The organism is Ornithinimicrobium carbonis, assembly GCF_050703245.1.
Taxonomy (GTDB): Bacteria; Actinomycetota; Actinomycetes; order Actinomycetales; family Dermatophilaceae; genus Ornithinicoccus.
In genome coordinates, this window is record NZ_CP192647.1 from 176020 (window position 1) to 199962 (window position 23943).

Genomic DNA, 23943 nt, shown 5'->3' on the forward strand with positions numbered 1-23943 from the left:
GGGAGGGGTGTTGACTGGCTCCCCCAACAACCACCCCGTTCGTAGTTTCACACGTCCACCTCCACCGCAACTTGGAAAGGCGCCTACGCTACCCTGCCAGTGTGCAGCCGCAGACTTGTCGGCCGTCGGAACGCCCGAAGCAAATCCAGTATAAAGGTGCGTGCACTATTTGCGAAGCGCCGGTAGTCGCCCTTGGCGAAGTGATGGAACACTGATGCAAACGTGGGGCGCCGCCGCATGACGAGAAAATTTCTTAGACTCTGGAGGTGCTCAACTCTGTCGGCCCGGAAGCTTTGCGAGTCAGTTGCAGCCACCGCATTCAGGACGAGGTCGAGGCGGGCCGTCTCGGCCCTGATCGTGGTGTCGCGGTCGGCGCGTTCCCTTGGACGGTGCCCCTCACGACTCCCTACGACGAGGGACATCGCGGTGAACTGTCGCTCATGCTGGCGGTACTCGGTCAGGTGGCGAGGTTCCATAACGATATCACCAGTGAGCGCGGCAAACACGGCTAGCCAACCGTCGTGAAGGAAGGCCTCATGCAGGTTTGGGGGAAACGGTAGGGCTGCAGAGACGACATCGGAGCGGATGGCCATGGCTGCCCCCGTGACAGTCTGGCCGAGGACCAGCCTGCGTAGACCCAGTTCGTGGAGTAGGCCATCCTCGCCCAGGAGGTCGCTGCTGACGAGGTGGACTCCCGACCACAGACTCACTGATGGGTAGCGCTTGCCCTTCTCGTCAATGAGGTGCGCGTTACCGACCCACAACGTCGTGGACCCTTTCTGGAATGCCCGAACCACCGCGGCCAATTTCTGCGGGTCCCACCTGTCGTCCTGGTCGCACAGTACTACGATTTCTCCAGAGGCCGCCGCTCTAGGCAGGAGTTTCTCCATGTTTGCAACCACGCCCATGTCCGGGAGTTGCGATGTAGGTGAACTGGAAAAGATTGTCTACCTGCCGAGCGCTGTAGCAAATCCCAAGTTCCATCCTTGGAACGATCATCAGAAACATGGACCACGTCGGGCGGGAGAATTTGACTAGCGATCGACTGTAACTGCTCGGCCAGATGCGGGCGGCCACTGTACGTTGTTAGGGCTACGGCAACTCGGGGCCGGCCGCGCATGGATGCGCGGGGGACCCGCCCGATTTCGTCCATAAGAACAGGATTGATGATCGGGCGCTCGGCGGTCAAGTTCACAGAGGCCTTGCTACTGGCCTCTACTAGCCAGACGCGAGCCTCGGGGAGCGCTCCCCTGGGCGGGGAGATGTGCTTCAGCGGGACTGCGGCGCCTCGTAAAATGGCCCTCCAAACGGGCCGCCTCCCGCGGACGCAGTCGCAGGGTGGCCGTCGCCTAGCAGTCTGGCGGTAGCTAGTGTGGGGAGTATGGGTGATCTTCTCGTCACTGGTGGAGCTGGGTTCATCGGGTCGAACTTCGTGCACCATGTGGTGGAGCACACGGACGCCCGAGTGGTGGTGCTCGATGCCTTGACGTATGCGGCGTCCCGGGAGGCGCTGGCGGGCCTGCCGCAGGACCGGGTGGAGTTGGTGGTGGGGGACATCACCGACGCGGCCCTGGTCGACCGACTGGTGGGGGGCCTGACCGGCGAGGACGACGCGGTGGTGCATTTCGCGGCGGAGTCGCACAACGACAACTCGTTGAACGACCCCTCCCCGTTCATCCGCACGAACATCACCGGCACGTTCACCTTGTTGGAGGCGGTCCGCCGGCACGGGGTGCGGTTCCACCACGTGAGTACGGACGAGGTGTACGGGGACCTTGCGCTGGACGACCCGGCCCGGTTCACGGAGACCACCGCGTACCGGCCCTCCTCGCCGTACTCGGCGTCGAAGGCGTCGGCGGACCACCTGGTGCGAGCGTGGGTGCGCTCGTTCGGGGTGGCGGCCACGTTGTCCAACTGTTCGAACAACTACGGGCCGTGGCAGCATGTGGAGAAGTTCATCCCCCGGCAGGTGACGAACCTGCTGGCCGGGGGTCGGGTGAAGCTGTACGGGTCGGGGGCCAACGTGCGGGACTGGATCCACGCCGACGACCACTCCAGCGCGGTCCTGACGATCCTGGAGAAGGGCACGGTGGGGGAGACGTACCTGGTCGGTGCGGACGGGGAGAAGTCCAACCTGGAGGTGGTGCGGCTGGTGCTGGAGCTGATGGGGCGGGACCCGGAGGACTTCGACCACGTGGCCGACCGGCCGGGGCACGACCTGCGGTATGCGATCGACCCGACCAAGCTGCGCACGCAGCTGGGGTGGGTCCCGCGGTTCACGTCCTTCGAGGAGGGGTTGGCGCGCACGATCGACTGGTACGCCGCCCACGAGGACTGGTGGGGTCCGAAGAAGGCCGCGGTCGAGGCCGCCTACGCCACCCAGGGCCAATGACCCAGGTGCCGAACAGCCGGACCGCGCCGTCTGGTCCGGGGGTGCGGGTCACGCCCATCCCCGGCTTGTTGGTGGTGGACCTGGTCGTGCACGCCGATGCTCGGGGGTGGTTCAAGGAGAACTGGCAGCGGGCCAAGATGGTCGCCGCCGGCCTGCCCGACTTCGCGCCCGTGCAGCACTCGGTCGCCGCCAACGGGCCGGCGGGGGTGACCCGGGGGGTGCACGCCGAACCCTGGGACAAGCTGGTCTCCGTGGTCGCGGGGCGGGTGTTCGGCGCGTGGGTGGACCTGCGCGAAGGGCCGACGTTCGGGACCTCGTTCACGTGCGAGCTGGACGAGGGTGTGGCGGTGTTCGTGCCGGAGGGGGTGGGCAACTCCTACCAGACCCTGACCGAGGGGGCGGTGTACTCCTACCTGGTCAACGACCACTGGTCCCCCGAGGCGACCTACACGATGCTCAACCTGGCCGACCCCACCGTGGCCATCGACTGGCCCATCCCCTTGGCGAACGCCGTCGTCTCGGACAAGGACCGGGCCCACCCTCCGCTGGAGCAGGTCACCCCCATCCCCCAGCAGCAGCCACGGGGCAGGACGTCAGGGCGGGTGGTGGTGCTGGGCGCCGGCGGTCAGCTGGGCCGTGCCCTGCTCGCCGCCCTGCCCGACGCCGACGGACTGGGCCGGGAGGACCTGGACCTGGCCGAACCGGGGGCGGTGGAGGCGTTCGACTTCACCGGCGTCGACGTGGTCGTCAACGCCGCCGCGTACACGGCCGTCGACCAGGCCGAGACACCAGACGGCCGCAGGTCGGCGTGGGCGGCCAACGCCACCGGGGTCGCGGCCCTGGCCCGCGCCGCGATCGTCCACGGGTTCAGGTTGGTGCACTACTCGTCCGACTACGTCTTCGACGGCACCAAAGACGTCTACGCCGAGGACGACCCGCTGTGCCCCACCAGCGTGTACGGCGCGTCCAAGGCCGCCGGCGACCTGGCCGTGTCCGTGGCCCCACGGCACTACCTGGTCCGCACCTCCTGGGTGGTCGGCGAGGGTAAGAATTTCGTGTCCACGATGGCCGACCTCGCCGAGCGGGGGATCGACCCGCGCGTGGTGGACGATCAGGTCGGGCGGCTCACGTTCACCACCGACCTGGCCGCCGCGACCACCCACCTGCTCGACACCGGGGCCCCGTACGGGACGTATGACGTGACCAGTACCGGTGACCCGGCCTCGTGGGCGGACCTCGCGAAGGGCGTGTTCGAGCTGACCGGGCACGACCCGGACCGGGTCACCCCGGTCACCACCGACCAGTACACCGCCGGTGCGACCGGTCCGGTCGCGCCCCGCCCGGCCCGGTCGGTGATGGACCTGACCAGGATCCAGCAGACAGGGTTTCAGCCCACGGACCAGCTGGCCGGTCTGGCGGCATACCTGCACGGAAGGACGAAGCCATGAAGGGGATCATCCTGGCCGGGGGGACGGGGTCGCGGTTGCACCCGATCACCCTGGGGGTGTCCAAGCAGTGGTGCCGGTCTATGACAAGCCGATGATCTACTACCCGCTGTCCACGCTCATGCTCGCGGGGATCCGGGACGTGCTGGTCATCACCACCCCGCACGAGGCCGACCAGTTCACCCGGCTCCTGGGTGACGGGTCCCGGTTCGGGATCAACCTCACCTACGCGGTGCAGGCCTCCCCGGACGGGCTGGCGCAGGCGTTCCTCATCGGCGCCGACCACGTCACCGGTGGCCCCAGCGCCCTGGTGCTGGGTGACAACATCTTCTACGGGCCCGGCCTGGGCACCCGGTTGCGCAGGTTCGCGGACCTGTCCGGGGCGGGGGTGTTCGCCTACCAGGTCGCCGACCCCACCGCCTACGGCGTCGTCGAGTTCGACAAGGACGGGGTGGCGGTCTCCCTTGAGGAGAAACCCGCCGAACCAAGATCGAGGTATGCCGTGCCGGGCCTGTACTTCTACGACGAGACCGTCGTCGACCACGCACGGCAGCTGACCCCCTCGGCACGGGGGGAGCTGGAGATCACCGACCTCAACCGTACCTACCTGGACGCCGGGCAGCTGCACGTGGAGGTCCTGCCCCGGGGCACCGCCTGGTTGGACACCGGCACCTTCGACTCCCTCAACGACGCCGCCAACTACGTCCGCACCCTCGAAGCCCGCCAGGGCATGAAGATCGGCTGCCCCGAAGAGGTCGGCTGGCGCCAAGGATGGCTCACCGACACCGAACTCCTGCAACGCGCCGAACCCCTCCGGAAGTCCGGCTACGGCATCTATCTCGAGGGGCTCGTCGGCCAGGAGCAGGCCTGACGGAGGGGCCCCCGCCCCTGACCGGCGCGGGTCGACGACGGGCAGCGGCACGGCATACCTGGTGGGGCATCGGCTACGGTGGGGTGGGTCGGGGTCTGCAGGCAGGGGCGAGAGCGGGATGGTGAAGAGGCGGCGGGTTCCCGTGGCGATCGCCCACGACTACCTCACCCAGCAGGGCGGGGCGGAACGGGTCGTGCTGGCCCTGAGCCGGGAGTTTCCGGAGGCGCCGGTCTACACCACCCTCTCCTACCCTGAGGGCACCTATCCCGAGTTCGCCCAGCGGAACGTCCTGGCCAGCCCGCTGAACCGCATACCCGGTCTGGCCGCCGACCACCGGCGGGCGCTCCCGGCACTGGCGCCGGCGGTCAGCGCCACCCGCATCGACGCCGACGTGACCATCGCCTCCAGCAGCGGGTGGGCGCACGGGTTCCGGGCTACGGGAAAGCTCCTCGTCTACTGCCACAACCCGGCACGGTGGCTCTACCAGCGCGACGAGTACCTCGGTGACGACGCGAGCCGGTTGGTCAGGACCGGTCTGTCCGCCCTGACGCCCGCCCTGACCCGCTGGGACAGGGCGGCCGCCTCCCGGGCTGACCGCTACCTGGCCAACTCCCGGGTGGTCAAGGAACGGATCGCCGAGGCCTACTCCATCGATGCCGAGGTGCTGCCGCCACCGCCGGGTCTGCAGACCGACGGGGAGCAGGTGCCCCACCCAGAGCTCGCAGACCTGGCCGACGAGGGCTACTGGCTCGTGGTGTCCCGGCTGCTGCCCTACAAGAACGTCCACCAGGCCGTCGAGGCGTTCCGCGGGAGACCGGAGCACCTCGTCGTCGTGGGTGCCGGTCCGCAGCGCGAGACCCTGCTCGCGAACCTGCCCGACAACGTGCGGCTGGTCTCCGGTCTGACGGATGCGGAGTTGCGGTGGACCTATCGCCACGCCATCGGCCTCGTCGCCCCGAGCCGGGAGGACTTCGGGCTGACCCCGCTGGAGGCAAACTCCTGGGGGTTGCCCGTCGTAGCGCTCCGGGCGGGGGGCTACCTCGACACGGTGGTGGACGGCCTCAACGGCGTCTTCTTCGAGCGGAGCACGCCGGTGGAGATCAGCGGGGCCGTGGACGCCGCCTCGCGGGAGCAGTGGTCGAGGGAGGCGCTGCTGGCGCATGTGCACAGCTTCGGCGAGGAGTCGTTCCGTCGACGGATCCGCGCGAGATCGTCGACGAGATGGTCGGGGCGGCTCCTCGCTGAGCTCATCTCACCCGTGGGGGTGAGCCAGATCGGACGACGCGTGTCACCATGCGCGATAGGGTGTCGTGTCCCATATTTACTCAAGGCCAGGGGTCGGTCCCGCACGTGACAGTCAAAGATCTGTGGATCGCCGTGCTGCGCCGGTGGCGCGGCGCTGTGTTGCTCCTGCTGATCGTCGTCGGGACAACCGCTGTCGTCACTGCTCAGGCTCCGCGGGTCTACGAGTCGCGGACGACGATCTACTTCGCGGCCGCGGGCGAGGACGGCGAGAGCACGGGCAACCTGTTCGAGATGCCCTCGGGGGAGCGAGCCACGCTGTCCCGGATCGCCCGATCGCCGCTCACTCTAGACCCGGTCCGCGAGGAGCTCGGCTTGGACCAGTCTGTCCCCTTGCATGTGGAGGCGATATCCGCCGGTAGCGACACCGCGCTCTTCGACTTCGTCGTCCGCAGCGACAGCCCCGACCGGGCCGCCCAGGTGGCCGCGGTGGTGCCGCGCCAGCTCGCCGAAGACGCACGAAGCTACGCCCCCACCCTCGCGCAGAGCGGGACGCAGGTGCGGGCCCAGGTCGTCGACGCACCCACCCGCTCGTCGGTGCCCGTCGAGCCGGACCCGATCCGCAACCTGCTGCTCGCCGGCCTGGCCGGGGTCATGCTCGGCCTGGCGTATGCACTCGCAGGGCATGCGCTCGACACCCGCCTGCGAACTGCCGAGGACGTCGAGCGAATTTCGGACCGACCGGTGCTGAGCGCCATACCCATGCTCGAGGGCAAGGGGGACGGGCGGGCCCTCTATGTCTACGACGACCCGTTCGGGTCTCACGCCGAGGCGGTGCGCAAGCTGCGCACCAACCTGACCTTCGTCGACGTCGCCCGCAACGAGGGCACTCATTCGTCGTCACCTCCGCACTTCCAGGGGAGGGGAAGACGACCACGGTCGTGAACCTCTCGCCCTCGCGATGGCCGAGGGTGGCCGGCGGGTGCTGGTCATCGACGCCGACCTGCGACGCCCGACCGTGGCGGAGAAGCTGGGCCTCGAGGGGGCTGCCGGTCTGACGTCGGTGCTCTCGGGTGAGGCGCAGTTGGACGACGTGCTGCAGCGGTGGGGCGATTCGCAGATGTACGTCCTCTCCGGAGGTGAGGTCCCACCCAACCCGAGCGAACTGCTGGGGTCCAAGGCGATGGAGAACCTCTTCTACCGGCTGCTCCGCGACTTCGACTTCGTCCTTGTCGACTCGCCGCCCGTGCTGCCCGTCACTGACGCGCTCGTCATGAGCCGGCTCACCGGCGGTGTGCTCGTGGTCGTCTCGACGGCGACGCGGCGACGGCACCTGCAAGAGGCGCTCAAGACGCTGCGAACGAGTGACGTCCGGCTCGACGGCTTCGTCCTGACCAAGACCGCGCACGACAAGAGCGGGTCCTACTACCAGTACTACGGCTCCCGCCGTCAGTCAGTTCAGGCTGAGTCCGAGCATCCCCCGAGGTCTCGTCAGCAGGCTCGCTCTCGTCGGAGGGCGGGAGCCAGGACGTGACGTGGTGGTGTCTCCAGTTGAGTCCCAGATCAGACCGTGCTACCCATGACCACGCATCTCTCTGAGCAGCCTAAACACTTTAGTCACCACATGAACGGGGTTCCATTGCCTTCCTCCACCCAGCCCAGCCGCCGCACGCTCGTTAAGGGTGCGGCCTGGTCCGTCCCTGTCATTGCAGCCAGCCAGCCGGCACGCGCGTCCACCGCCAGTTGCATTCTGAGGGTTTCGGCTTCCTGCGCGAGCACTGGACCGGGGAACGGCACGCTCACCGTCTCCTACACCTTCACAGACAACGTGGACGCGCAAACCCCGACAACTCTGTCCTTCAGCGTCGTGCGGACAGGCAGCACGGCCCCGGCACTCACCCTTGGCGCTGGGGTCACCTCCACTCCTACCGCAAATGGCTTCACCCTCACCGTGTCCCAGCACGGGGGCGTCAACGACCGGGGTGCTTTTCACGACGCGTGCGGGAACGGCGGGAGAGGACGCGACCTTCATTGTTACTCCGACGACGCCTAGCACGTGCGCTGCAGGTGGGGTCAATGCGCGTGTATGGCGTGAAAGCACCGGGTCGTCGCTCTGTCAGGTGGCCCCCTGACCGCAATCTACCGCTGACGGGACTGTGCGCGGCACGACCAGCTCGGCGGAGCGTAGCAACCCCAGGTCGTCGAACTTCCGTCCGACGATTTGTACGCCGATGGGCCGCCCATCCCCCGTCCGACCGACGTCCACGGTCCCGGCCGGCTGACCGGTCATGTTCCACGGCAGCGTGAAGTTGATGTGCCACATGCCCCGCCCCTCGTCCGGGTAGGGCATCGGCAGTTCGGCCGGGTAGGCCGGGCACGGGGCCACCGGGCTGACGAGCAGGTCGAGGTCCCCTGCCCGGGACCACGCGGCCACCGTCCTTGCCTGCAGGTCGGCGAAGGCGTGGTAGGCGTCCATGACCTCCACCCCGCCCAGACCCGCTCCCTGTCGCGCCCACTCCGCGACGAACGGGTGCACCAGCGCCTGCCGCTCGGGCCTGAGCCGGGACAGGTCGGCCCACGACCGCGCCTGCCAGAACCGGTTGATCCCGTCCAGCACCCCCTGGTCGAGCCACGGCTCCAGCTCGACGACCTCCGCGCCCTCGTCCGCGAACCGGTCCGCGACCGCCCGGGTGGCGGCGACCACCTCGGGCTCGGGCTCCACGCCATACCCGGCGCGGGTCCACACTCCTATCCGCAGTCCGTGCGGCGACCACGGACCCCCGTCGTTCCCCGCTGCCAGGTCGGTCCACGACACGTCCTGCGCCGGCAGGCTGGTCCAGTCCAGCGGGTCCGGGCCGGAGAGGACGTCCATCAGCACCGCCAGGTCCTCCACCCGGCGGGCCATCGGCCCGGCGACCCTGCCCAGGTACGGCGCGTGCAGCGGGATCCGTCCGGCGCTCGGCTTGAGCGAGGCCAGGCCGAGCCAGGTGGCCGGCAGCCGGATCGACCCGCCGATGTCTGTGCCCACGTGCAGCGGGCCGTATCCGGCCGCCGCCGCCACCCCGGCCCCCGAGCTCGAACCACCCGTCGTCCAGTCCGGGTTCAGGGGCGACACCGTCCGCCCGTGCAGGCTGGAGTGGCCGGAGGAGAGCATCCCCCAGTCGGGCATCGTCGTGGACCCCAGCACGACCAGCCCTGCCTCTTTGCACCGACGGGCGACCGGCGAGTCCATCTCCGGCGCGACCGGGTCGACCGCGGCGCACCCGGCGGGCATCGGCACGCCCGCCCGGGCGATGTTCTCCTTCAGCGTGACAGTGACGCCGTCCCACCGGCTCAGCGGGGTCCCGGAGGCCCACCTCCCCTGCGACGCCCGCGCCCGGGCGAGCACCTGCTCGAGCTCGTCCCGCACCCAGAAGGCGTGGAGCTCCGGCTCGCGCTCGTCGATCACCTGCAGCACGTCGGTGGCGACCTCGACCGGGCTCAGCCGCCCCGCGGCATACCCCTGCGACATCTCCACGGCACCCAGGTGGGCGGGCCGCACGCTCACCGCAGCTCGCGGCCCTTCGTCGGCAGCATCCCGTGCTCCATCCCCCAGCGGACCGCCTGAGGGCGGCGGGTCACGCCAACCTTGGCGTAGGCGCTGCGGATGTAGGACTTCACCGTGTTGATCGACAGGTAGGCGCGGCTGGCGATGTCGTCGTTGGTCAGGCCCTGGGTGATCAGCCCGAGGATCTCGGCCTCGCGCGCCGACAGGCCGTGCTCCTGCCCCGGCCAGCGGCCGTGGTCGTCGTCGGGCGCCTCGCCGGAGGCCACCGCCCTGAGGGTGGCGTCCATGTCCGCAGAACCGGGGGTGACGGTCTCCCCGTCGGCGACCCGCTCGATCGCCCGGACGAGCTCCTCCGCGCTGGCGGACTTGGCCACGTAGCCGGCACAGCCCCGCGCCAGCGCCTGGCGCACCAGGGCGGGCTGGGTGTTCCAGCTGTAGACGACGACCTTGCCGGTCATCGGGTTGGCGACCAGGGCGTCGATGTCGTCCGCGTCCGCCTGCGCCTGGGCGAAGGTGTCGTAGAGCGCCACGTCGACCGGGGTGCTGGGCTCGGTGCCGATGTCGAGCTCGACCACCTTGACCCGGTCCGCGTGCGGCCGGAGCATGGCGTCCACCCCGCGCACCACGACGTCGTAGTCGTTGACGATGGCGACGGTCACGGGGGAGCTCACCTGCGGGACACTACAGTGGGGCCGGATCTAAGGCACGTAGAGTAGGTTCCATGCAGCAAGGTCGTGTCAGCATCGTGATCCCGACCTACGACGACGACCCAAAGTTTCTGGCTGAAGCGGTTGCGTCAGCACGGGCGCAGACCCATCCGGACATCGAAATCGTAATTGTCGATGACGGGTCATCCCGTCGAGAGACGCTGGAGTGGCTTAGGCATCTAGGTGACGCCATCAAGGTGGTCCGACAGCAGAACGGCGGGCCAGGATCTGCACGGAATAGCGGGATTGCTATGTCGTCCGGCGAAGTAGTGATCTGCCTGGATGCCGACGATCGGCTATCAGCCAACTATGCGGCTGAGGCGCTGCAGGTGCTGAACGACACCGATGCCGTGGCAGCGGTCCCTTTGGTGCTTGAGTTTGGCGATAGTGACAACGTTTGGGGAGGGGCTGGTGCCGACCTGTCCGAGATCGCTGCACGCTCGATCTCAGTAGCTTCGGGCTTCCGAAAAGTTGACTGGGAGCGCGTCGGACGCATTGACGCTTCCCTGCGTGTGGGCCACGAGGACTGGGAGTTCTGGGTCAGGCTAATTGCACGCACTGGTGGGCGGGCTATAGCGATGCCGTCCGCAGTTCACCATTACCGGGTTCGGTATGGATCGCGGTCTAGGACCTGGTCCTACCGAGACACGATCAACAATACTCGTGCCCGGTACCTCGCCTGGGCGGACGAGGACACGTTGCGCGCCCTGCTGGTGGCGGCATGGCGGGAGCGAGACCGGTTAGCTGCAGAGATGACTCGATATCGAGACGACAAGTACAGCGCTCGTCACTGGTTGCAGCGCGCGAGGAAAGTCCCTCGGCGCATCCGGCGGGCCGTGCGGTCCAGGCGTTGATCAAATTCGGGGCGAACCCGTGCCCCGTAGTTGCACTCTGCGCCCGGGCCTGACCTTTACCATGACGCTGGGATAAGCCACCCCGACCAAGGCGGTCCATTCGTACGGCCAGAAGAGGGCGGGTGACTGTCACCGCCGTCAATCTTGCGGTCGTGCATCGGATCGCGCTGGCGGACGGTCCTACCGTGTGCCTCCTTCGGCTGGGTCAGTGACCCCGAGGTTTTTCGTGCAGTGGTGGGCGCCTCCTCCGTGGAGTGTCTCGGTAGATCACAGTCGGTCTCGGTGAGGACCCTCAACTCAAGGCAGCAGTCGGACGGAGGCGCCGGACTAGGCTGGCGGCATGCCACCGCCTCGCTCGCGCGACGTCTCGGGCTGCCCCTCGCGGGGCTCGCGCTGGTCGTCCCCCTGCTGGTCGACGTGCCGGGGCTGGACGAGCCGGGCGAACGGATGCTCGGCATCTTCCTCATGGCGATCGTCCTGTTCGTCACCGAGGCGATCCCCCTGGTGGCCACGGCCGTGGTCATCATCCTGCTCGAGGTGCTCATGCTCAGCGAGCAGGCGCTCGTGCCGCTGGGCGAGCCGGCCACCTCCGCGCGGGACGTGTGGGCCAGCCTGGCCGACCCGGTCATCATCCTCTTCCTCGGCGGGTTCCTCATCGCCGACGGCGCGGCGAAGTACGCCCTCGACCGCAACCTGGCCGCCCTCATCCTCACCCCGTTCAAGGGCAGCGCGCGGTCGGCGCTGCTGGCGCTGATGCTCATGACCGCGGTGCTGTCGATGTTCATGTCCAACACCGCCACGACCGCGACGATGTTCGCCGTCCTGCTGCCGGTGCTCTCCAGCCTGCCGACCCTGGGGGCCCGCACCGGCTTCGCCCTCGCCGTGCCGCTGGCCGCCAACGTCGGCGGCATCGGCACCCCCGTCGGGTCCCCGCCCAACGCGCTGGCGCTCGCCGCCCTCATCCAGCGCGACGAGCGGGTCTCCTTCCTCGAGTGGATGGTCGCCGCCGTGCCCCTGGCGCTGCTGCTGCTCGTGGTCGGGTGGCTCTTCCTGTCCTGGCGCTACGTGCCCGGCCGCACCGCCCTCGACCTGGACCTGCAGGTCAAGTTCAAGAAGACCCCGCCGGCCCTCGTGTTCTACGCCACCGCCGCCCTCACGGTGCTGCTGTGGCTGAGCGAGCCGCTGCACGGCATCCCCTCCACCACGGTCGGGTTCCTGCCCGTCGTCGTGCTCCTGGCCACCCAGGTGATGACCGGCGACGACCTACGCGCCCTGCAGTGGCCGGTGCTGTGGCTGGTCGCGGGTGGCATCGCCCTGGGCAACGGCGTCGGCGCCAGCGGCCTGGACGAGTGGCTCGTCGGCCTCGTCGACTGGGGGGTGCTGCCGGGCGCGGTCCTGCTGCTCACCCTCGCCGGCCTGGCCTGGGGGCTGTCCAACGTCATCTCCAACTCGGCCACCGCCAACCTGCTCATCCCGATCGCGCTGCCGCTGGCCCTGACCGTCGACCAGGACCTGGTCACCGTCGCCCTCGTCGTCGCGCTCTCCTGCAGCCTGGCGATGATGCTGCCGATCTCCACCCCGCCCAACGCGATCGCCTACGCCACCGGCACCGTCCAGACCCCGCAGATGGTGGTCACCGGCCTGGTCGTCGGGGTGCTCGGCGTGCTGCTCGCGGTCCTCGTCATGCCGCTGTGGTGGCGCCTCCTCGGGATCGGCTGAGCCCGTGGACGCCCGCGCGCCGCGCACCGTCGTCGTCGGGACCGGCCCGGTCGCGGAGGCGGCCGTCGCCGAGCTGGACGCGCTGCGGGTGCCGGCGCCCGGTGCGCTCGCCGAGCCGGGCGTACGCTCCGCCGGGTCGGTCGGCCTGGCCGTGGTCGTCGTCGGCAGCGCGGACGCCGACGGCATCGTCACCCGGGTCCTGGGCGCCCTGGGCCACCCCCGCCCCCGCGTGCTCGTCGTCACCGAGCGCCTCGAGCTGCCCGACCTGGCCCGCAGCCTCGACGCCGGCCACCTCGGCGGGGTCGTCATGGCCCCGTGGACCCCGGGCAACCTGCGCCGGTATGCCGACGCGCAGCTCGCCCGGTGGGTGCGCCGGCGAGGGGGGCGGGCGGCGGAGGTCGCCGAGGAGCGTGCGGCTGAGCCCGAGCCGCGTGCGAGCGGGCTGCTGCGCCACCTGCACCAGGACCCGGAGACCGCGGCCGCCGAGCTGCTGGAGGCGGTCGAGTCGGTGCTCGGCCCCCGACCGCGCCTGCAGCTGCCGCCGCACGTGCGACTGACGATCGAGGACGACGACGTCGGACAGCTCTTCCTCGTCCTCAGCGGCCGGGTCGCGCTGTCGGTCAACACCGGGGCCGGGGCGCTGACCCTGCACCACGCCTCGACGGGGCCGCTCATCGGGCTGGTGGCCCTCACCGGGCCGCAGGCGGCGACGGTGACGGCCCGGACCACGACCGACTGCGAGGTGGTGCCGCTGACCGTTGAGCAGCTGGACCGGGCGCTCGCGGGGGATCCGCGGGTCGGTGCGGCGCTGACCGCTCTGACCGTGCGGGCCCTGTCGGCCCGGCTCCGGCGGGCGGAGCGGCTGCACGTGGAGAAGGCCGAGCTGGCCACCGAGCTGCAGCGCACGCTGCGCGAGCTGGAGGCCGCCCGCGCGGGTCTGGTCGAGCAGGCGCGGATGGCCACCCTGGGCGAGACGACCGCCGGCGTGGCCCACGAGCTGAGCAACCCGATCGCCGCGGTGACCCGAGGGGTGGAGCACCTCTCGGCGGACCTGCGCGTGCTGCTCGGGGGAGGCGACCAGCAGTCCGTCCGGGCGGCCTTCGAGGCCGCCGAGACCCGGGAGGCCGTCCCGGCCAGCGCGGAGCGGTCGCTCCGCCGGGAGCTGGCCGCAGCCACCGGGGCGACCCCGTCGCAGGTACGCCGGCTCGTGGCCGCCGGGGTCACCGACGCCGCCCGGGCCAGGGCCCTGCTCGCCGGACCGCCCGAGGAGCTGGCCCGGGTCGAGGCCGCCGCCGGGATCGGCGCGACCCTGCGCTCGCTGCGGACCGCGGCCGCCCACGTCGGCAGGCTGGTCGAGGACCTGCGGGTGCACGCCCGGCCCGACGACCCCGACGCCCCCCTCGGGCCGACCGACGTGGCGGCCACGATCCAGGACGCTCTCGGGCTGGTCGAGCACCGGCTGGCCGGGCTGACGGTCGACGTCCGGTGCGACGACGACCTGCCACCGGTCGGGGCCCGTCCGGGACGCCTGACCCAGGTCTGGGCCAACCTGCTGGCCAACGCCGCGGACGCGCTCGACGGATCCGGCCGGATCACCGTCCGGGCGCAGCGCACCGACGACCGGGTGCGCGTCGAGGTCGAGGACGACGGCCCCGGCGTTCCCCCCTCCCTGCAGGGGCGGATCTTCGAGCCGCGGTTCACCACCAAGCACGGGGTCGTCCGCTCGGGGCTGGGCCTGGGCCTGGGCATCTCGCGGAGCATCGTCGTCCAGCACGGCGGCACCATCGGCCTGGAGTCCGGGCCCGGGCGGACCCTCTTCACCGTCGACCTGCCGGCCCTCACGACGTCAGCCGGCGCCCCCACGTCCGGAGCCGACCCGCCCGCGGGGCGCGACGGCATACCCCCTGGCCCCACCGAGGAGAAGGAGCGGCGATGAAGCTCGTGGTGCTCGTCCTGGAGGACGAACCGGACGTGCGCGAGGCGCTGGAGCGCGACCTGGAGCCGCTGACCGCGCACGTGCGGGTCGAGCCCGCGCAGGACGTGGCCGACGCCCGGGCCGTGATCGCCGAGGTGGCCGCCGACGGGGACCTGCTGGCCGTGGTGCTCGCCGACCACCGGCTGCCGGGGACGAGCGGGGTGGACTTCCTCGTCGAGCTGGCCCGTGCGGAGGAGACGGCGCACGTGGCGACCGTGCTGGTCACCGGGCAGGCCGACCAGGCGGACACGATCCGGGCGGTCAACGAGGCGGGGCTGGACCACTACGTGGCCAAGCCGTGGGACGCCGAGGAGCTGCGGCGGGTGGTCCGGGAGCAGCTGACGGACGTCGTCGAGCGGACCCGGGTGGATCCGCTGCCGCACCTGGCCGTGCTGGACCAGGTGCGGGCGATGGAGCTGGTGAGGAGACGGTCGGGCTAGGAGGGTCTGCCGGCAGCGACCGGCCCTACCGGGGGTCCGGCTCGAGCACCTCGACCGCCAGGACGGTCGGCAGGTGCCGGGCGATCTCCGTCCAGGTGTCCCCCTCGTCCCGGCTGGCGAACACCGACCCCGTGTTCGTCCCGAAGTAGACCCCGGCCGGATCCCGGCGGTCGCCGCCCATGCCCTGGCGGAGCACGGTGAAGAAGCACGCCTCCTGGGGCAGACCCTCCTGCAGGGCCTCCCAGGTCCCGCCGGCGTCCCGCGAGCGCCAGACCGCGGCAGCGGCGTCGGGCGGGTAGCGGCCCTCGGTGTCGCCGTTGAGCGGCACGGTCCACAGGGTCCGAGCCTCGCGGGGGTGGACCTGGAGCGGGAAGCCGAACGTCGACGGCAGACCTGCGGTGATGTCGTGCCAGCTGAGACCCCCGTCGTCCGAACGCCAGACGCCGTGGTGGTTCTGCTGGTAGAGCAGGCCGGTCCCGCCGGCGGCGTGCTCGAGGTGGTGCACGCAGAAGCCCGTGTGCCCGTCCGAGGCCGCCGCGGGGTGGGTGTTCCCCTCGCCGTCGGCGGGATCGGCCAGGTCGTTGCGCCGCTCCCAGGTCACCCCGCCGTCCTCGGTGGCGAAGACCCCGGCGGCGGAGATCCCCACCCACATCCGCTCCGGGTCCTGGGGGTCCGCGACGATGGTGTGCAGGACGAGACCGGCCGCGCCCGGCCCACTCGGGGGCGGACGGGTGGTCGGTCAGGCCCTTGACCCTGGACCACGTCGCGCCGTCGTCGTCGCTCGTGAGGAGCTCCGCCGGCTTCGTGCCCGCGTAGAGCCGGTCGCCCGCGCGGCCCAGGGACCAGACCTGGGAGAAGTCCTCGCCGAACGGGGCCACCTGGTCGGCCCAGCCGATGGACTCGGCGAACGCGGGGTCCTCGGCCGCCCACGCGTCCAGCTCACCGGTGGTCAGCTTGGTCAGCTCCCAGGTCCGGCCGACATCACGCGAGCGCCAGACGCCGGCGCCGAACCAGTCGTCACCACCCCCGGCCCAGACCGACCCGGTGGCCGGGTCGCCGACGACGTGATTGATGGCCCAGCCGCCGCAGTAGGGCCCCCGGACCGCCCAGCTGGTGCGTGCGGCGTCCCCGTCGAGGACGAACGCGCCCTTGGTCGTCCCGACCAGGAGGTGGACGGCTCCGTCGGACATGGCAGGTCCCTTCGTCGCGCCCGTCGGCTCGTCGGTGCCGGACGGTCGATCCAGTGTTCCGTCGCAACCGTCCGACGGCAAGGGTTGTGCGGGGCTCTCAGCTGGCCGGTCTTGAGGGGTCAGACCCTCAGAGCTGGGACCGTCGTGACGGAAGGAGTCCCTGCCTGCTGGCCATGCGCTCCTTCTTGCGGCGGGAGCTGCGAGGAGCGTCGGGGTCCGCCACGGGATCCGGCCAATAGCTGTCCCTGTAGTAGCTGCGCAGGGCGGGAGAACCGAGCAGCTCGCTGGGGTTGGGCGGGATGGGCCCGGAGCCCAGGACCGTGAGCTTCGCGTCGGCGAAGGACTGGAGGACGTCCTCGTACTCGGCGTCACCGATCAGCAGGTTGGTCAGCCCGGCGTGGCTCGCGAGCCCCAGGTACTGGGCCATCCCTGGGTCGACAAAGGTCCGTCTCGACGACGCAGACTCTCGAACCCCCCTCGGCGATAGCCAGCGCGAGGTTGACGGTGGTGGTGGGCTGGCCTCTCCTCCGGGACGGATGAGGTCAGCACGATCGAGGACCGGTGGCGGGCTGCGTCGATGAACTGCAGGGTTGATCCGCAGGGTCCGGAACGCCTGGGCCCGGGGAGAGTGCGGGTCTCCGTGCACTATCAGCGGACTGGCCCTCGTCTCCTTGAAGAACTGCAGTCCGCCGATCACGACCTTGTCGGTGACGTCCTTGACGTCCGCGTCCTTGCGGACCACGGTGTCGGTCAGGTGCCGCAGGAGGGCGAGCCCCAGTCCCAACACCAGCCCCGCGATCCGCCCCACGGCGGTGTTCAGGAACTCGTTGGGGCTGTCGGGTCGGTCGGGTGGGGTGAGGGCGCGCAGGATCGTCACCTGGACGGGGGAGCTGGACTCCGAGCTGTTCTACAGCCTGGGCACCACCTTTTGAAACTGCTCGCTGACCGCGTTGGCGACGTCGGCCGCGCGGCCGCGACCGAACCGGCCAGCGTGCACAGAACGGTCAACCACACGTGTCTGCGCAGGACGCGGAGGTAGTCGGTCAGTTCCACTAGTGCTGCAACTAGGGGCCTCGAGGCAGGGGCAGTGTGACACGAGCTCGTGCAGCCGACGCTGTGCTGGACGGACGTGGTGACGCTGGGCGAAGAGCAGGGGCTCCTCCGAGGCTGTGCTCCCCCCTCGCGTCCCGGTGCAGGCTGCGGGAGACGAGGACGACGGTCAGAAAGAGTGAGACGAAGTAGGGAGACCGGAGGCTGATCTCCCAGATCGGTTCGGTGAGAAACCCCAGTGCGGGGGCGAGGGCGAAGATGGCCGGCAGCGGACCCCTGCTGGCCCAGCAGGCCCGCAGGATGCCCCCGAGGGCGAGGAGGAAGAGCACCGCACCGACGAGACCGACCTGGCCCAGGACATAGGCTCCCTGGCCGTGCTCGTGAGCCAGGTACCAGTTGGCCATGCTGGAGTAGTACGCGTCGTAAAGGGTCTCGCGGCCCGGGCCGAGGAGCTTCTGGTCCGACCACGCCTCGCGAATGAGGCGGTAGATGAGACCCCGACCGGTGAGCGACATGTCCGGCAGCGTGAAGACAAGCGCTCCCGAGACGAGGAAGGTGATCAGCGGCACCGCGCCGACGACCTTGCCGGCGTCCCCGTGGTGCGCGCGGGTGGCGCGTCTCCGGACGATCGCATAGCTCCACAGCGCGGCCAGGGTCACCACGGCCCCGGTGCGGCTGCCCGTGAGGAGGATGGTCGTCGTGACCAGGACCAGGGTGGCCCGCCGCAGCACGGGTCGGTCGATGAAGGCGACCGTCGGCAGGAGGGTTGCCAGGTACATCCCCAGGACGTTCTCCTGGGGGAAGTAGCCCCGCAGCAGCCCGCCCGCGGCGGTGCATTTGTCGGGCCTGCACGTGGCCCAGCCCCGGGTCGGGTCGACGAGGGTGAAGACAGCGACGGACAGTGCGGTCAGGCCGGCGACGGCCCCGACCCGTCCCATGGCCGGCGCCTCCAACCTGGCGACGCCGGCGGCGAGGACCACGAGGAGGGTCAGGACGGCGTACAGGAGGGTGCTGGGCTCGCTGCGACCCCGCAACACCTCGGCGAGGAGGACGAAGAAGGCGAGCAGGGCCCAGTTCGTCACCGTGAACGTGTCCCCACGCAGGCTGCGCACCACGAGGTGGACCGCCGCCGTGGCCGCGAGCCCGGCGGCCCCGAACTCCAGCAGCGGGGCCGTCCTGCCCTCGGAGACGAAGTGGACGGCGCCGCTGAGGTCGCGCACGGTCGTGGCCCGGTCCACGACGGTCTTGACCAGCTGGACGACCGGGAAGGTCGCTGCCAGGACGACGACGAGGACCGACGACGTGAACCCGAGGTCGACCGTGGAAGCACGGGTCGAGGGGGTGTCCGCCTGGGCGGCTGGCCGATCTTCGGTCATCCGGGCCTCCTCTCTCAGCCGGTCGCAGCGCGGACCGGGGCGCCGCTCGAAGCCTATCCGGAGGAGTTGGCGCCGACCCCGTTTGCCCGCTCCTGGGCCCCCAACTAGGCTGCTGGACAGTTCGTGCCGGGCAGTTTCGGGGAGAATACGAGGTATGCGGTGGCCGCTCCGGTCCCGAGGGTCGCGGCCGTTATCCCGGCACGCGACGCCGAGAGCACGATCGGACGGGCGATCTCATCCGTCCAGGCACAGACGCGAAAGGTGGACGAGATCGTCGTCGTGGACGACCACTCGACCGACCGAACGCACGCGGTCGTGGCGGAGGTCGCCTCGCGGGACGCGCGCATCCGCCTGGTCGAGGCGCAGGCCCGTGGTTCGGGCCATGCCCGCAACCGCGGGGTCCGGCACGCCACCTGCGAGCTCGTCGCGTTCCTGGACGCGGACGACGTCTGGTACCCCGACAAGATCGAGACGCAGCTGCCCTACCTCACCGACGACGTCGTGGTCGTCGGCGGCCTCCTGCACTACCTCGGTCAGGACGGCACGGTCCTGGGCACCTACGTGCCGTTCGACGACTGGGACGAGGCCACCGAGTCCCTGCGGCGCGCCGAGACCATGCCGGTGTCCCTGGCCAGCGGGCTGCTCCGGCGGCAGGACCTTCTGGACGCGGGCGGCTTCGACGAGACGTTCATGCGGACCCAGGACCTCGAGCTGGCCCAGCGTCTGGTCGCCACCGGACGGCGGGTGGTCTGGCCTCCCGGCCGCGTCCTGGGCGGATACGTCCTGCACGGCGGGGGGGTGAGCGCGACGACATACCGTGAGCAGTTCCTGGCGGCGGAGCTGGTCCGTGCCCGGCTGCGGGGGACGACGACCGCCGGGTATGAGGAGTGGATGCGGGATCCGGTGCTGTCTCGTGCAGCGGCACGCGCCCTGCGCAGCGGGCAGCACTACCGGATGGCCGCCGTGGCCAAGGGTGCGGGAGCGCGCGCACAGCTCCTCCGCCACGGGTTCTACGCCGTCGCCACCGACCCCGTCGGCGTGCTGCGCAAGCTCCGGCTCCGGTCGCGGCGCACCGCCGAGCTCGTCCCGGCCGCACCCCCGCGGCAGGTGCGGGCCGAGTTTCGTCGGCCGACGGGTCCGGTGCCGAGTCGGCTCTCCCAGTTCCGCACGGTCGACGTCTCCGGCCTGCGACTGGTTGAGGACCCGTGGACCGTGGGGGCGGCCGCAATCACCGACCTGCTGGACGACCCTCGCCCCCTCGTCCTCGCCGCGGCCCACGTGACGTCGCTCAACCTGGTCGACCGGCCCGACTTCGTCGCGGCCTTCAACACCGCCGACGCGGGATACGCCGACGGGATATCCTGGCCCATCGTCGCCGCCGCCGCGGGGGAGCGGGTCGTCAAGGTGGCGACCTCGGACCTGGCGCCAGCAGTCCTGTCTTGGATGGCCGGTTCGCTCGGTCGGCCGGTGCGGGTGGCGGTGCTGGGCGGGGCCCCGGGAGGGGGCGACCGGTCATCCCTGGCAGAGCGGGCGGGCCGCACGCTCGAGGTGGACCTGCCCGTGCAGCTCGTTCACGCGACGCGGCTACCACGAGGACTGGTCGCCGGTGCTCGCCGACCTGCGAGACGTCCACCCCGACGTGGTGCTGGTCGGCCTGGGAATGCCGATGGAGGCGTTCTGGACGCGGGCCCACCGCCTCCTGCTTCCCCCCGCGATCGTCATGACCTGTGGCGGGTGGCTGCGCATCCTGGCCGGGGAGGAGAAGCGTGCCTCGGTCGTGCTGCAGCGACTCCACCTGGAGTGGCTGCACCGGTTGACCAACGACCCTCGTCGGACCGTCCGTCGTTACGCCCTGGGATCGGTGAACCTCCTCCGTGAGTCGGCGAGGGCCGCTCCTCGCCGCGGCGGACCTCGCGGTGCCTGAGGGGCGGGCCCGGGGTCTGGCCACGCCCTGGACGCTGACCCTTCTGTCCTACGGGTTGTCCCAGGCGGTGGTGCTGGCAGGATCGCTGGTGCGCATCCCGCTGATCACCCAGGCGCTCGGCGAGGTGGGTTACGGCCGGTTCATTGTCATCACCTCGGTGTGGCCCGCCATCCAGATCCTGTCCCACGGTCTGGCCAGCACCGCACGGGTGGTGGTCGCCGAGGACCCGGCGAGGGCGGGTCCCACCGTGCGCGCCCTGCGCTCGACCGGGACGAAGGAGGCTGCGGTCGTGCTGGGTGCGGCCGTGGTGCTGCTGCCGGTGCTCGGTCCCGGGGTGGGATGGGGCTTCGCCTGGTCGGTCCTGTGGGTGGCCGTGGCGGCGGTGGTCGTCCTGCCGATCTCCGGTCACCATGGGGTGCTCGAGGGTGTCGGTCGGACGGCCGTCAGCCACCTCGCCCTGGCCACGACCACGCTCGTCGGCCTGCCCGTCCTGATCCTGGCCCTGGGGCTGAGGCAGGACCTGTCCACGATCGTGGCTGCGAGCATGGTCGGTTTCGTCGCGCCCTATCTCACCTACCGCTTCCTCACCCGGCGGCTCGTGGGTCTCCACGGACCGGGGGATGCTGCGGACAGCGGGCTGGACGGTGTGGTGCTGACCGGGCTTAGCGGCGCGATGACGGGGTGGGCTCTGTCCAACGTGCTTGTCTACCTCTTCGACCCGGTCATCATCATGGCGACCACGGGATCGGCGGCCGCGGGTCAGTACGGCCTGGCCAGCCGGATCACGGGGCTGGTCACCGCAGTGCCGGTCGCGCTGGGGGGTCTGCTGACTGTGTGGTTTTCCCGCGCCAGGGTCAAGGAAGAGGGAGTCGAGGTCATCCGTCGGTTGGTCTCCTCCTCCGTGGTGTTCACCCTCGTCGGGGTGGTGCTCGCCGCCGTGACCATCTGGGTCGGTCCCTGGATCGGTCAGGTGCTGGGCCGCGGTGCGGTGGGCACGCCACAGGACCTGTACACCTGGCTGGGGATCTACGGGGGGCTGACGTGTGCCTCCTCCCCGCTCGTCGCCGCGTGGGCAGCGCCTCTGGCCGCCGCCACCCGTGCCCGGCTCGGGGTGTCCCTGGGACTGCTCAACGTCGGGCTGTCCGTGGTGCTCGCGCTGTCGCTAGGAGCCGTCGGTCCGGTCATCGCCACGGTCGTCTGCAACGGGATGATCGTCCTGCTGCTTGCCCTGCTGACGTGGCGGCACCCGCGATTGGTGAGGCGGACGGGGGGTGTCCGGTGAACGGCAAAGTGGTCGTGGCCGTCCCGACGTTCCGTCGGGTGGTCTGGGCGGGTGACCTGGCCACCGCACTGGTCCAGGAGGTCGGGGAGCGTCAGGGCTGCGCCGTCGTTCTCCTCGACAACGACCCCGACGCCTCGGCGGACGTGCTAAGAGACCACCCGGCCGTGCGCTCGGGTGGTGTGCGACTGCACCACGTCGGCCAGGGGGACGTGGTGAGCGTCCGCAACGCCGCAGTGGACCAGGCGCTGTTGGACGGTGCCCGTTTCCTCGTCCTTCTCGACGACGACGAGTTTCCGCAGGGCGGGTGGCTGGACGCTCTCCTGGTGGCGCAGCAACGGTGGGACGCCCACGTGGTCACCGGCCCCGTGCGTCAGGATCCAGCAATCCTGCACCGCCCGGACGTGCGCGCGATGCTCTCCCGCGCCGAACGCCCGGCCGGTCCCTTCACCGGTGACGTCGGTGGCGGGAACGTTCTCGTCGACCTCGACCTGGTGGTTCGGGCGGGGGTGCGCTTCGACCCCCGCCTCGGCCGGAGCGGGGGCGAGGACACGCTGTTCTTCCGTCAGCTCGCCCTCGCCGGTGCGCGGTCGGTCTGGGCCCCCGACGCGCTGGTGGTGGAACGTCCGGTCCCGGAGCGGGTGACCACCGGGGCCCTGCTCCGTCGCAGCTATCGCAACGGCCGCTCGTCCGTCGCGGTGGACAGGGCCCTCGGGGAACCGCCAGGACGCGCCCGCCGAGCCGCCGTGCTCCTGGGTGCCGCCGCGGCATACCTGCCCACCGCCGCACGCGAGGCCGCCCGGGGCGAGCGTGAGGAGGCCTGGAGACGGGTTTTCAAGGTCGTTCGGCACGCGGGACGCCTCCGCGGCCCTGGCGGGCCGGGGACCTACGGCGGCTCCAACCGGCCCCGCCACGGTGGCCTAGTACACCTAGGATCGACTCGGTCGGGCGGCCAACCCGACGCCGGAGAGGTGGGGTGACATGGGTCGTCTGGGCGATATCGCACGCGCCGGGCTGGGCGGCATCGGGACGGGGCAGGCCGTGGAGGGGTTCACCCTCGACGACGCGGTGTGCCGGTACGACGACGGCCCCGACCCCGGCAGAACGGTGGCCGTCCTGGACCCTCGCGTACCGGGGGGCCAGCGCCACGTTCTCGTCATGGCCAACCGGGTGCGCCGTCACACCGAGGTGCTGCGGGACGTGCCCGCAGCCGGCCACGAGTTGGCGCTGCACGGCCCCGACCACCGCGACCAGTCGGCCGGCGGGCCCCTTCAGTCCGTCGGACCCTTCTCGACGCGGGGGCTATCGTCCAGGACGCGGCCGACCAGCCGGTGACCTGGTTCCGCCCGCCCTACGTCGCCCTCCGGCTCGCTCGACGGTGGGCTGGCGCTTCGGAGGGACGGGCCTGCGGTTCGTCGCGTCCGGCTCCGCCATCCGACTGGCAGCCGGAGCTGGACGACGACCACCAGCGCATCGCCCTGCTCAGGCAGGAAGTGTCTCCCGGTGACGTCGACCTGGCCCACGACTGGGTCGGCGAGGAGGACAACGGACTGCCGGGTACCGAGCCGGTGGTCGACCGAGGCTGGCTGTGCGCGGGAGCACTAGACGCGTTCGCCGAGCGCGGGCAGCGGACGTCGACCCCCTCCCAGGCGGCCGCCGAAGGCGATGCGCGGACATCCGTAAGGGTGGTACTTCGTCGCGGCGACGGCAACCATTAGCTGACGTGCCACACATCGGGCCGGTCGGACGGCGGCAGTTCCTGCTGACCGCGTCCCCGGTGCAGGCACCTCCTGGCTTCCGCCATCATGCCCACGCCGGGTGGCCCCTCTACACCTGCCCGTCCCTGCCGGTGGGGGCCCCGACGGCCGCAGGTCGGGACGCCCGGTCCCACCGTCACGTGCGTCGGGCCCAGACTTCCGGCGAGGAGGGGCG

At 70.8% G+C, this 23943-nt stretch carries 20 protein-coding genes and 2 pseudogenes; 15 read left to right on the forward strand and 7 right to left on the reverse strand.

The genetic code is table 11. The features are described 5' to 3' along the window. Nucleotides 1–83: 83 nt before the first annotated feature. Nucleotides 84–890: a glycosyltransferase gene (locus tag ACQ95T_RS00920; protein WP_431473396.1), complete on the reverse strand. Its 807-nt coding sequence runs from the start codon at nt 888–890 to the stop codon at nt 84–86. Nucleotides 891–1381: 491 nt separating this feature from the next. Here ACQ95T_RS00920 and rfbB point away from each other — a divergent pair, with 491 nt between their 5' ends. The 6 genes and pseudogenes from rfbB to ACQ95T_RS00950 all read left to right on the forward strand — a co-directional run bounded on the left by rfbB (nt 1382) and on the right by ACQ95T_RS00950 (nt 7484). Next, nucleotides 1382–2392 (forward strand): dTDP-glucose 4,6-dehydratase, encoded by a 1011-nt coding sequence (gene rfbB, locus ACQ95T_RS00925; RefSeq protein WP_425942938.1) that lies wholly within the window; start codon nt 1382–1384, stop codon nt 2390–2392. Further along, nucleotides 2389–3840: a sugar nucleotide-binding protein gene (locus ACQ95T_RS00930; protein WP_425942939.1), complete on the forward strand. Its 1452-nt coding sequence runs from the start codon at nt 2389–2391 to the stop codon at nt 3838–3840. Before rfbB ends, ACQ95T_RS00930 begins: the two co-directional genes overlap by 4 nt. Continuing rightward, nucleotides 3837–4708, forward strand: a pseudogene (gene rfbA / locus ACQ95T_RS00935) (glucose-1-phosphate thymidylyltransferase RfbA). Before ACQ95T_RS00930 ends, rfbA begins: the two are co-directional and overlap by 4 nt. Before the next feature lie 142 nt (nt 4709–4850). Beyond that, the gene (locus ACQ95T_RS00940; protein ID WP_431473397.1) at nt 4851–6062 is read left to right on the forward strand and encodes a glycosyltransferase; all 1212 of its coding nucleotides are present in this window, start codon (nt 4851–4853) and stop codon (nt 6060–6062) included. Then, complete coding sequence (locus ACQ95T_RS00945; protein ID WP_425942942.1) at nt 6059–6895, forward strand: YveK family protein; 837 nt, start codon at nt 6059–6061, stop codon at nt 6893–6895. The genes ACQ95T_RS00940 and ACQ95T_RS00945 overlap by 4 nt, the downstream gene beginning before the upstream one ends. Nucleotides 6896–6932: 37 nt before the next feature. Beyond that, nucleotides 6933–7484, forward strand: coding sequence for a CpsD/CapB family tyrosine-protein kinase (locus tag ACQ95T_RS00950; protein WP_431473398.1), 552 nt, complete (start codon nt 6933–6935; stop codon nt 7482–7484). An 83-nt stretch (nt 7485–7567) separates the two neighbouring features. On the opposite strand, the gene ACQ95T_RS00955 is transcribed toward ACQ95T_RS00950, so the two are convergent. The 3 genes from ACQ95T_RS00955 to ACQ95T_RS00965 all read right to left on the reverse strand — a co-directional run bounded on the left by ACQ95T_RS00955 (nt 7568) and on the right by ACQ95T_RS00965 (nt 10168). Beyond that, nucleotides 7568–7753, reverse strand: coding sequence for a hypothetical protein (locus ACQ95T_RS00955; RefSeq protein ID WP_425942944.1), 186 nt, complete (start codon nt 7751–7753; stop codon nt 7568–7570). Nucleotides 7754–8066: 313 nt separating this feature from the next. Beyond that, the gene (locus tag ACQ95T_RS00960) at nt 8067–9497 is read right to left on the reverse strand and encodes an amidase (RefSeq protein ID WP_425942945.1); all 1431 of its coding nucleotides are present in this window, start codon (nt 9495–9497) and stop codon (nt 8067–8069) included. After that, nucleotides 9494–10168, reverse strand: coding sequence for a DNA-binding response regulator (locus ACQ95T_RS00965; RefSeq protein WP_425942946.1), 675 nt, complete (start codon nt 10166–10168; stop codon nt 9494–9496). Before ACQ95T_RS00965 ends, ACQ95T_RS00960 begins: the two co-directional genes overlap by 4 nt. A gap of 50 nt (nt 10169–10218) precedes the next feature. Between ACQ95T_RS00965 and ACQ95T_RS00970 the strand changes: the two genes are divergently transcribed. The 4 genes from ACQ95T_RS00970 (at nt 10219) to ACQ95T_RS00985 (ending at nt 15192) form a co-directional block, all read left to right on the forward strand. Next, on the forward strand, nt 10219–11058 hold the full coding sequence (locus tag ACQ95T_RS00970; RefSeq protein WP_425942947.1) for a glycosyltransferase family 2 protein: 840 nt from the start codon (nt 10219–10221) through the stop codon (nt 11056–11058). A gap of 282 nt (nt 11059–11340) precedes the next feature. Further along, the gene (locus tag ACQ95T_RS00975) at nt 11341–12777 is read left to right on the forward strand and encodes an SLC13 family permease (protein ID WP_431473399.1); all 1437 of its coding nucleotides are present in this window, start codon (nt 11341–11343) and stop codon (nt 12775–12777) included. Between the two features lie 4 nt (nt 12778–12781). Continuing rightward, nucleotides 12782–14713: a sensor histidine kinase gene (locus tag ACQ95T_RS00980; protein WP_425942949.1), complete on the forward strand. Its 1932-nt coding sequence runs from the start codon at nt 12782–12784 to the stop codon at nt 14711–14713. Beyond that, nucleotides 14710–15192: a response regulator gene (locus ACQ95T_RS00985; RefSeq protein WP_425942950.1), complete on the forward strand. Its 483-nt coding sequence runs from the start codon at nt 14710–14712 to the stop codon at nt 15190–15192. The genes ACQ95T_RS00980 and ACQ95T_RS00985 overlap by 4 nt, the downstream gene beginning before the upstream one ends. Nucleotides 15193–15217: 25 nt before the next feature. On the opposite strand, the gene ACQ95T_RS00990 is transcribed toward ACQ95T_RS00985, so the two are convergent. From ACQ95T_RS00990 to ACQ95T_RS01000, 3 genes are all read right to left on the reverse strand, one after another. Continuing rightward, nucleotides 15218–15838, reverse strand: coding sequence for a WD40/YVTN/BNR-like repeat-containing protein (locus ACQ95T_RS00990; protein WP_431473400.1), 621 nt, complete (start codon nt 15836–15838; stop codon nt 15218–15220). A gap of 671 nt (nt 15839–16509) precedes the next feature. After that, nucleotides 16510–17259, reverse strand: a complete 750-nt coding sequence (locus ACQ95T_RS00995; RefSeq protein WP_431473401.1) for a hypothetical protein — start codon at nt 17257–17259, stop codon at nt 16510–16512. Between the two features lie 187 nt (nt 17260–17446). Beyond that, nucleotides 17447–18808 carry an O-antigen ligase family protein gene (locus tag ACQ95T_RS01000; protein ID WP_425942953.1) on the reverse strand — a complete coding sequence of 454 codons (1362 nt, stop codon included), beginning with the start codon at nt 18806–18808 and terminating at the stop codon, nt 17447–17449. A gap of 159 nt (nt 18809–18967) precedes the next feature. Here ACQ95T_RS01000 and ACQ95T_RS01005 point away from each other — a divergent pair. The 5 genes and pseudogenes from ACQ95T_RS01005 to ACQ95T_RS01025 form a co-directional block, all read left to right on the forward strand. Beyond that, a pseudogene (locus ACQ95T_RS01005) lies at nt 18968–19555 on the forward strand (glycosyltransferase family 2 protein); the annotation flags it as partial. 859 nt (nt 19556–20414) lie between these two features. Then, the gene (locus tag ACQ95T_RS01010; RefSeq protein ID WP_431473402.1) at nt 20415–20732 is read left to right on the forward strand and encodes a WecB/TagA/CpsF family glycosyltransferase; all 318 of its coding nucleotides are present in this window, start codon (nt 20415–20417) and stop codon (nt 20730–20732) included. Then, nucleotides 20725–22014, forward strand: a complete 1290-nt coding sequence (locus ACQ95T_RS01015; RefSeq protein WP_425942955.1) for a lipopolysaccharide biosynthesis protein — start codon at nt 20725–20727, stop codon at nt 22012–22014. The genes ACQ95T_RS01010 and ACQ95T_RS01015 overlap by 8 nt, the downstream gene beginning before the upstream one ends. Continuing rightward, nucleotides 22011–22991, forward strand: coding sequence for a glycosyltransferase family 2 protein (locus ACQ95T_RS01020; protein WP_425942956.1), 981 nt, complete (start codon nt 22011–22013; stop codon nt 22989–22991). Before ACQ95T_RS01015 ends, ACQ95T_RS01020 begins: the two co-directional genes overlap by 4 nt. Nucleotide 22992: 1 nt before the next feature. Beyond that, nucleotides 22993–23346 carry a hypothetical protein gene (locus ACQ95T_RS01025; protein WP_425942957.1) on the forward strand — a complete coding sequence of 118 codons (354 nt, stop codon included), beginning with the start codon at nt 22993–22995 and terminating at the stop codon, nt 23344–23346. Nucleotides 23347–23943: the final 597 nt, after the last annotated feature.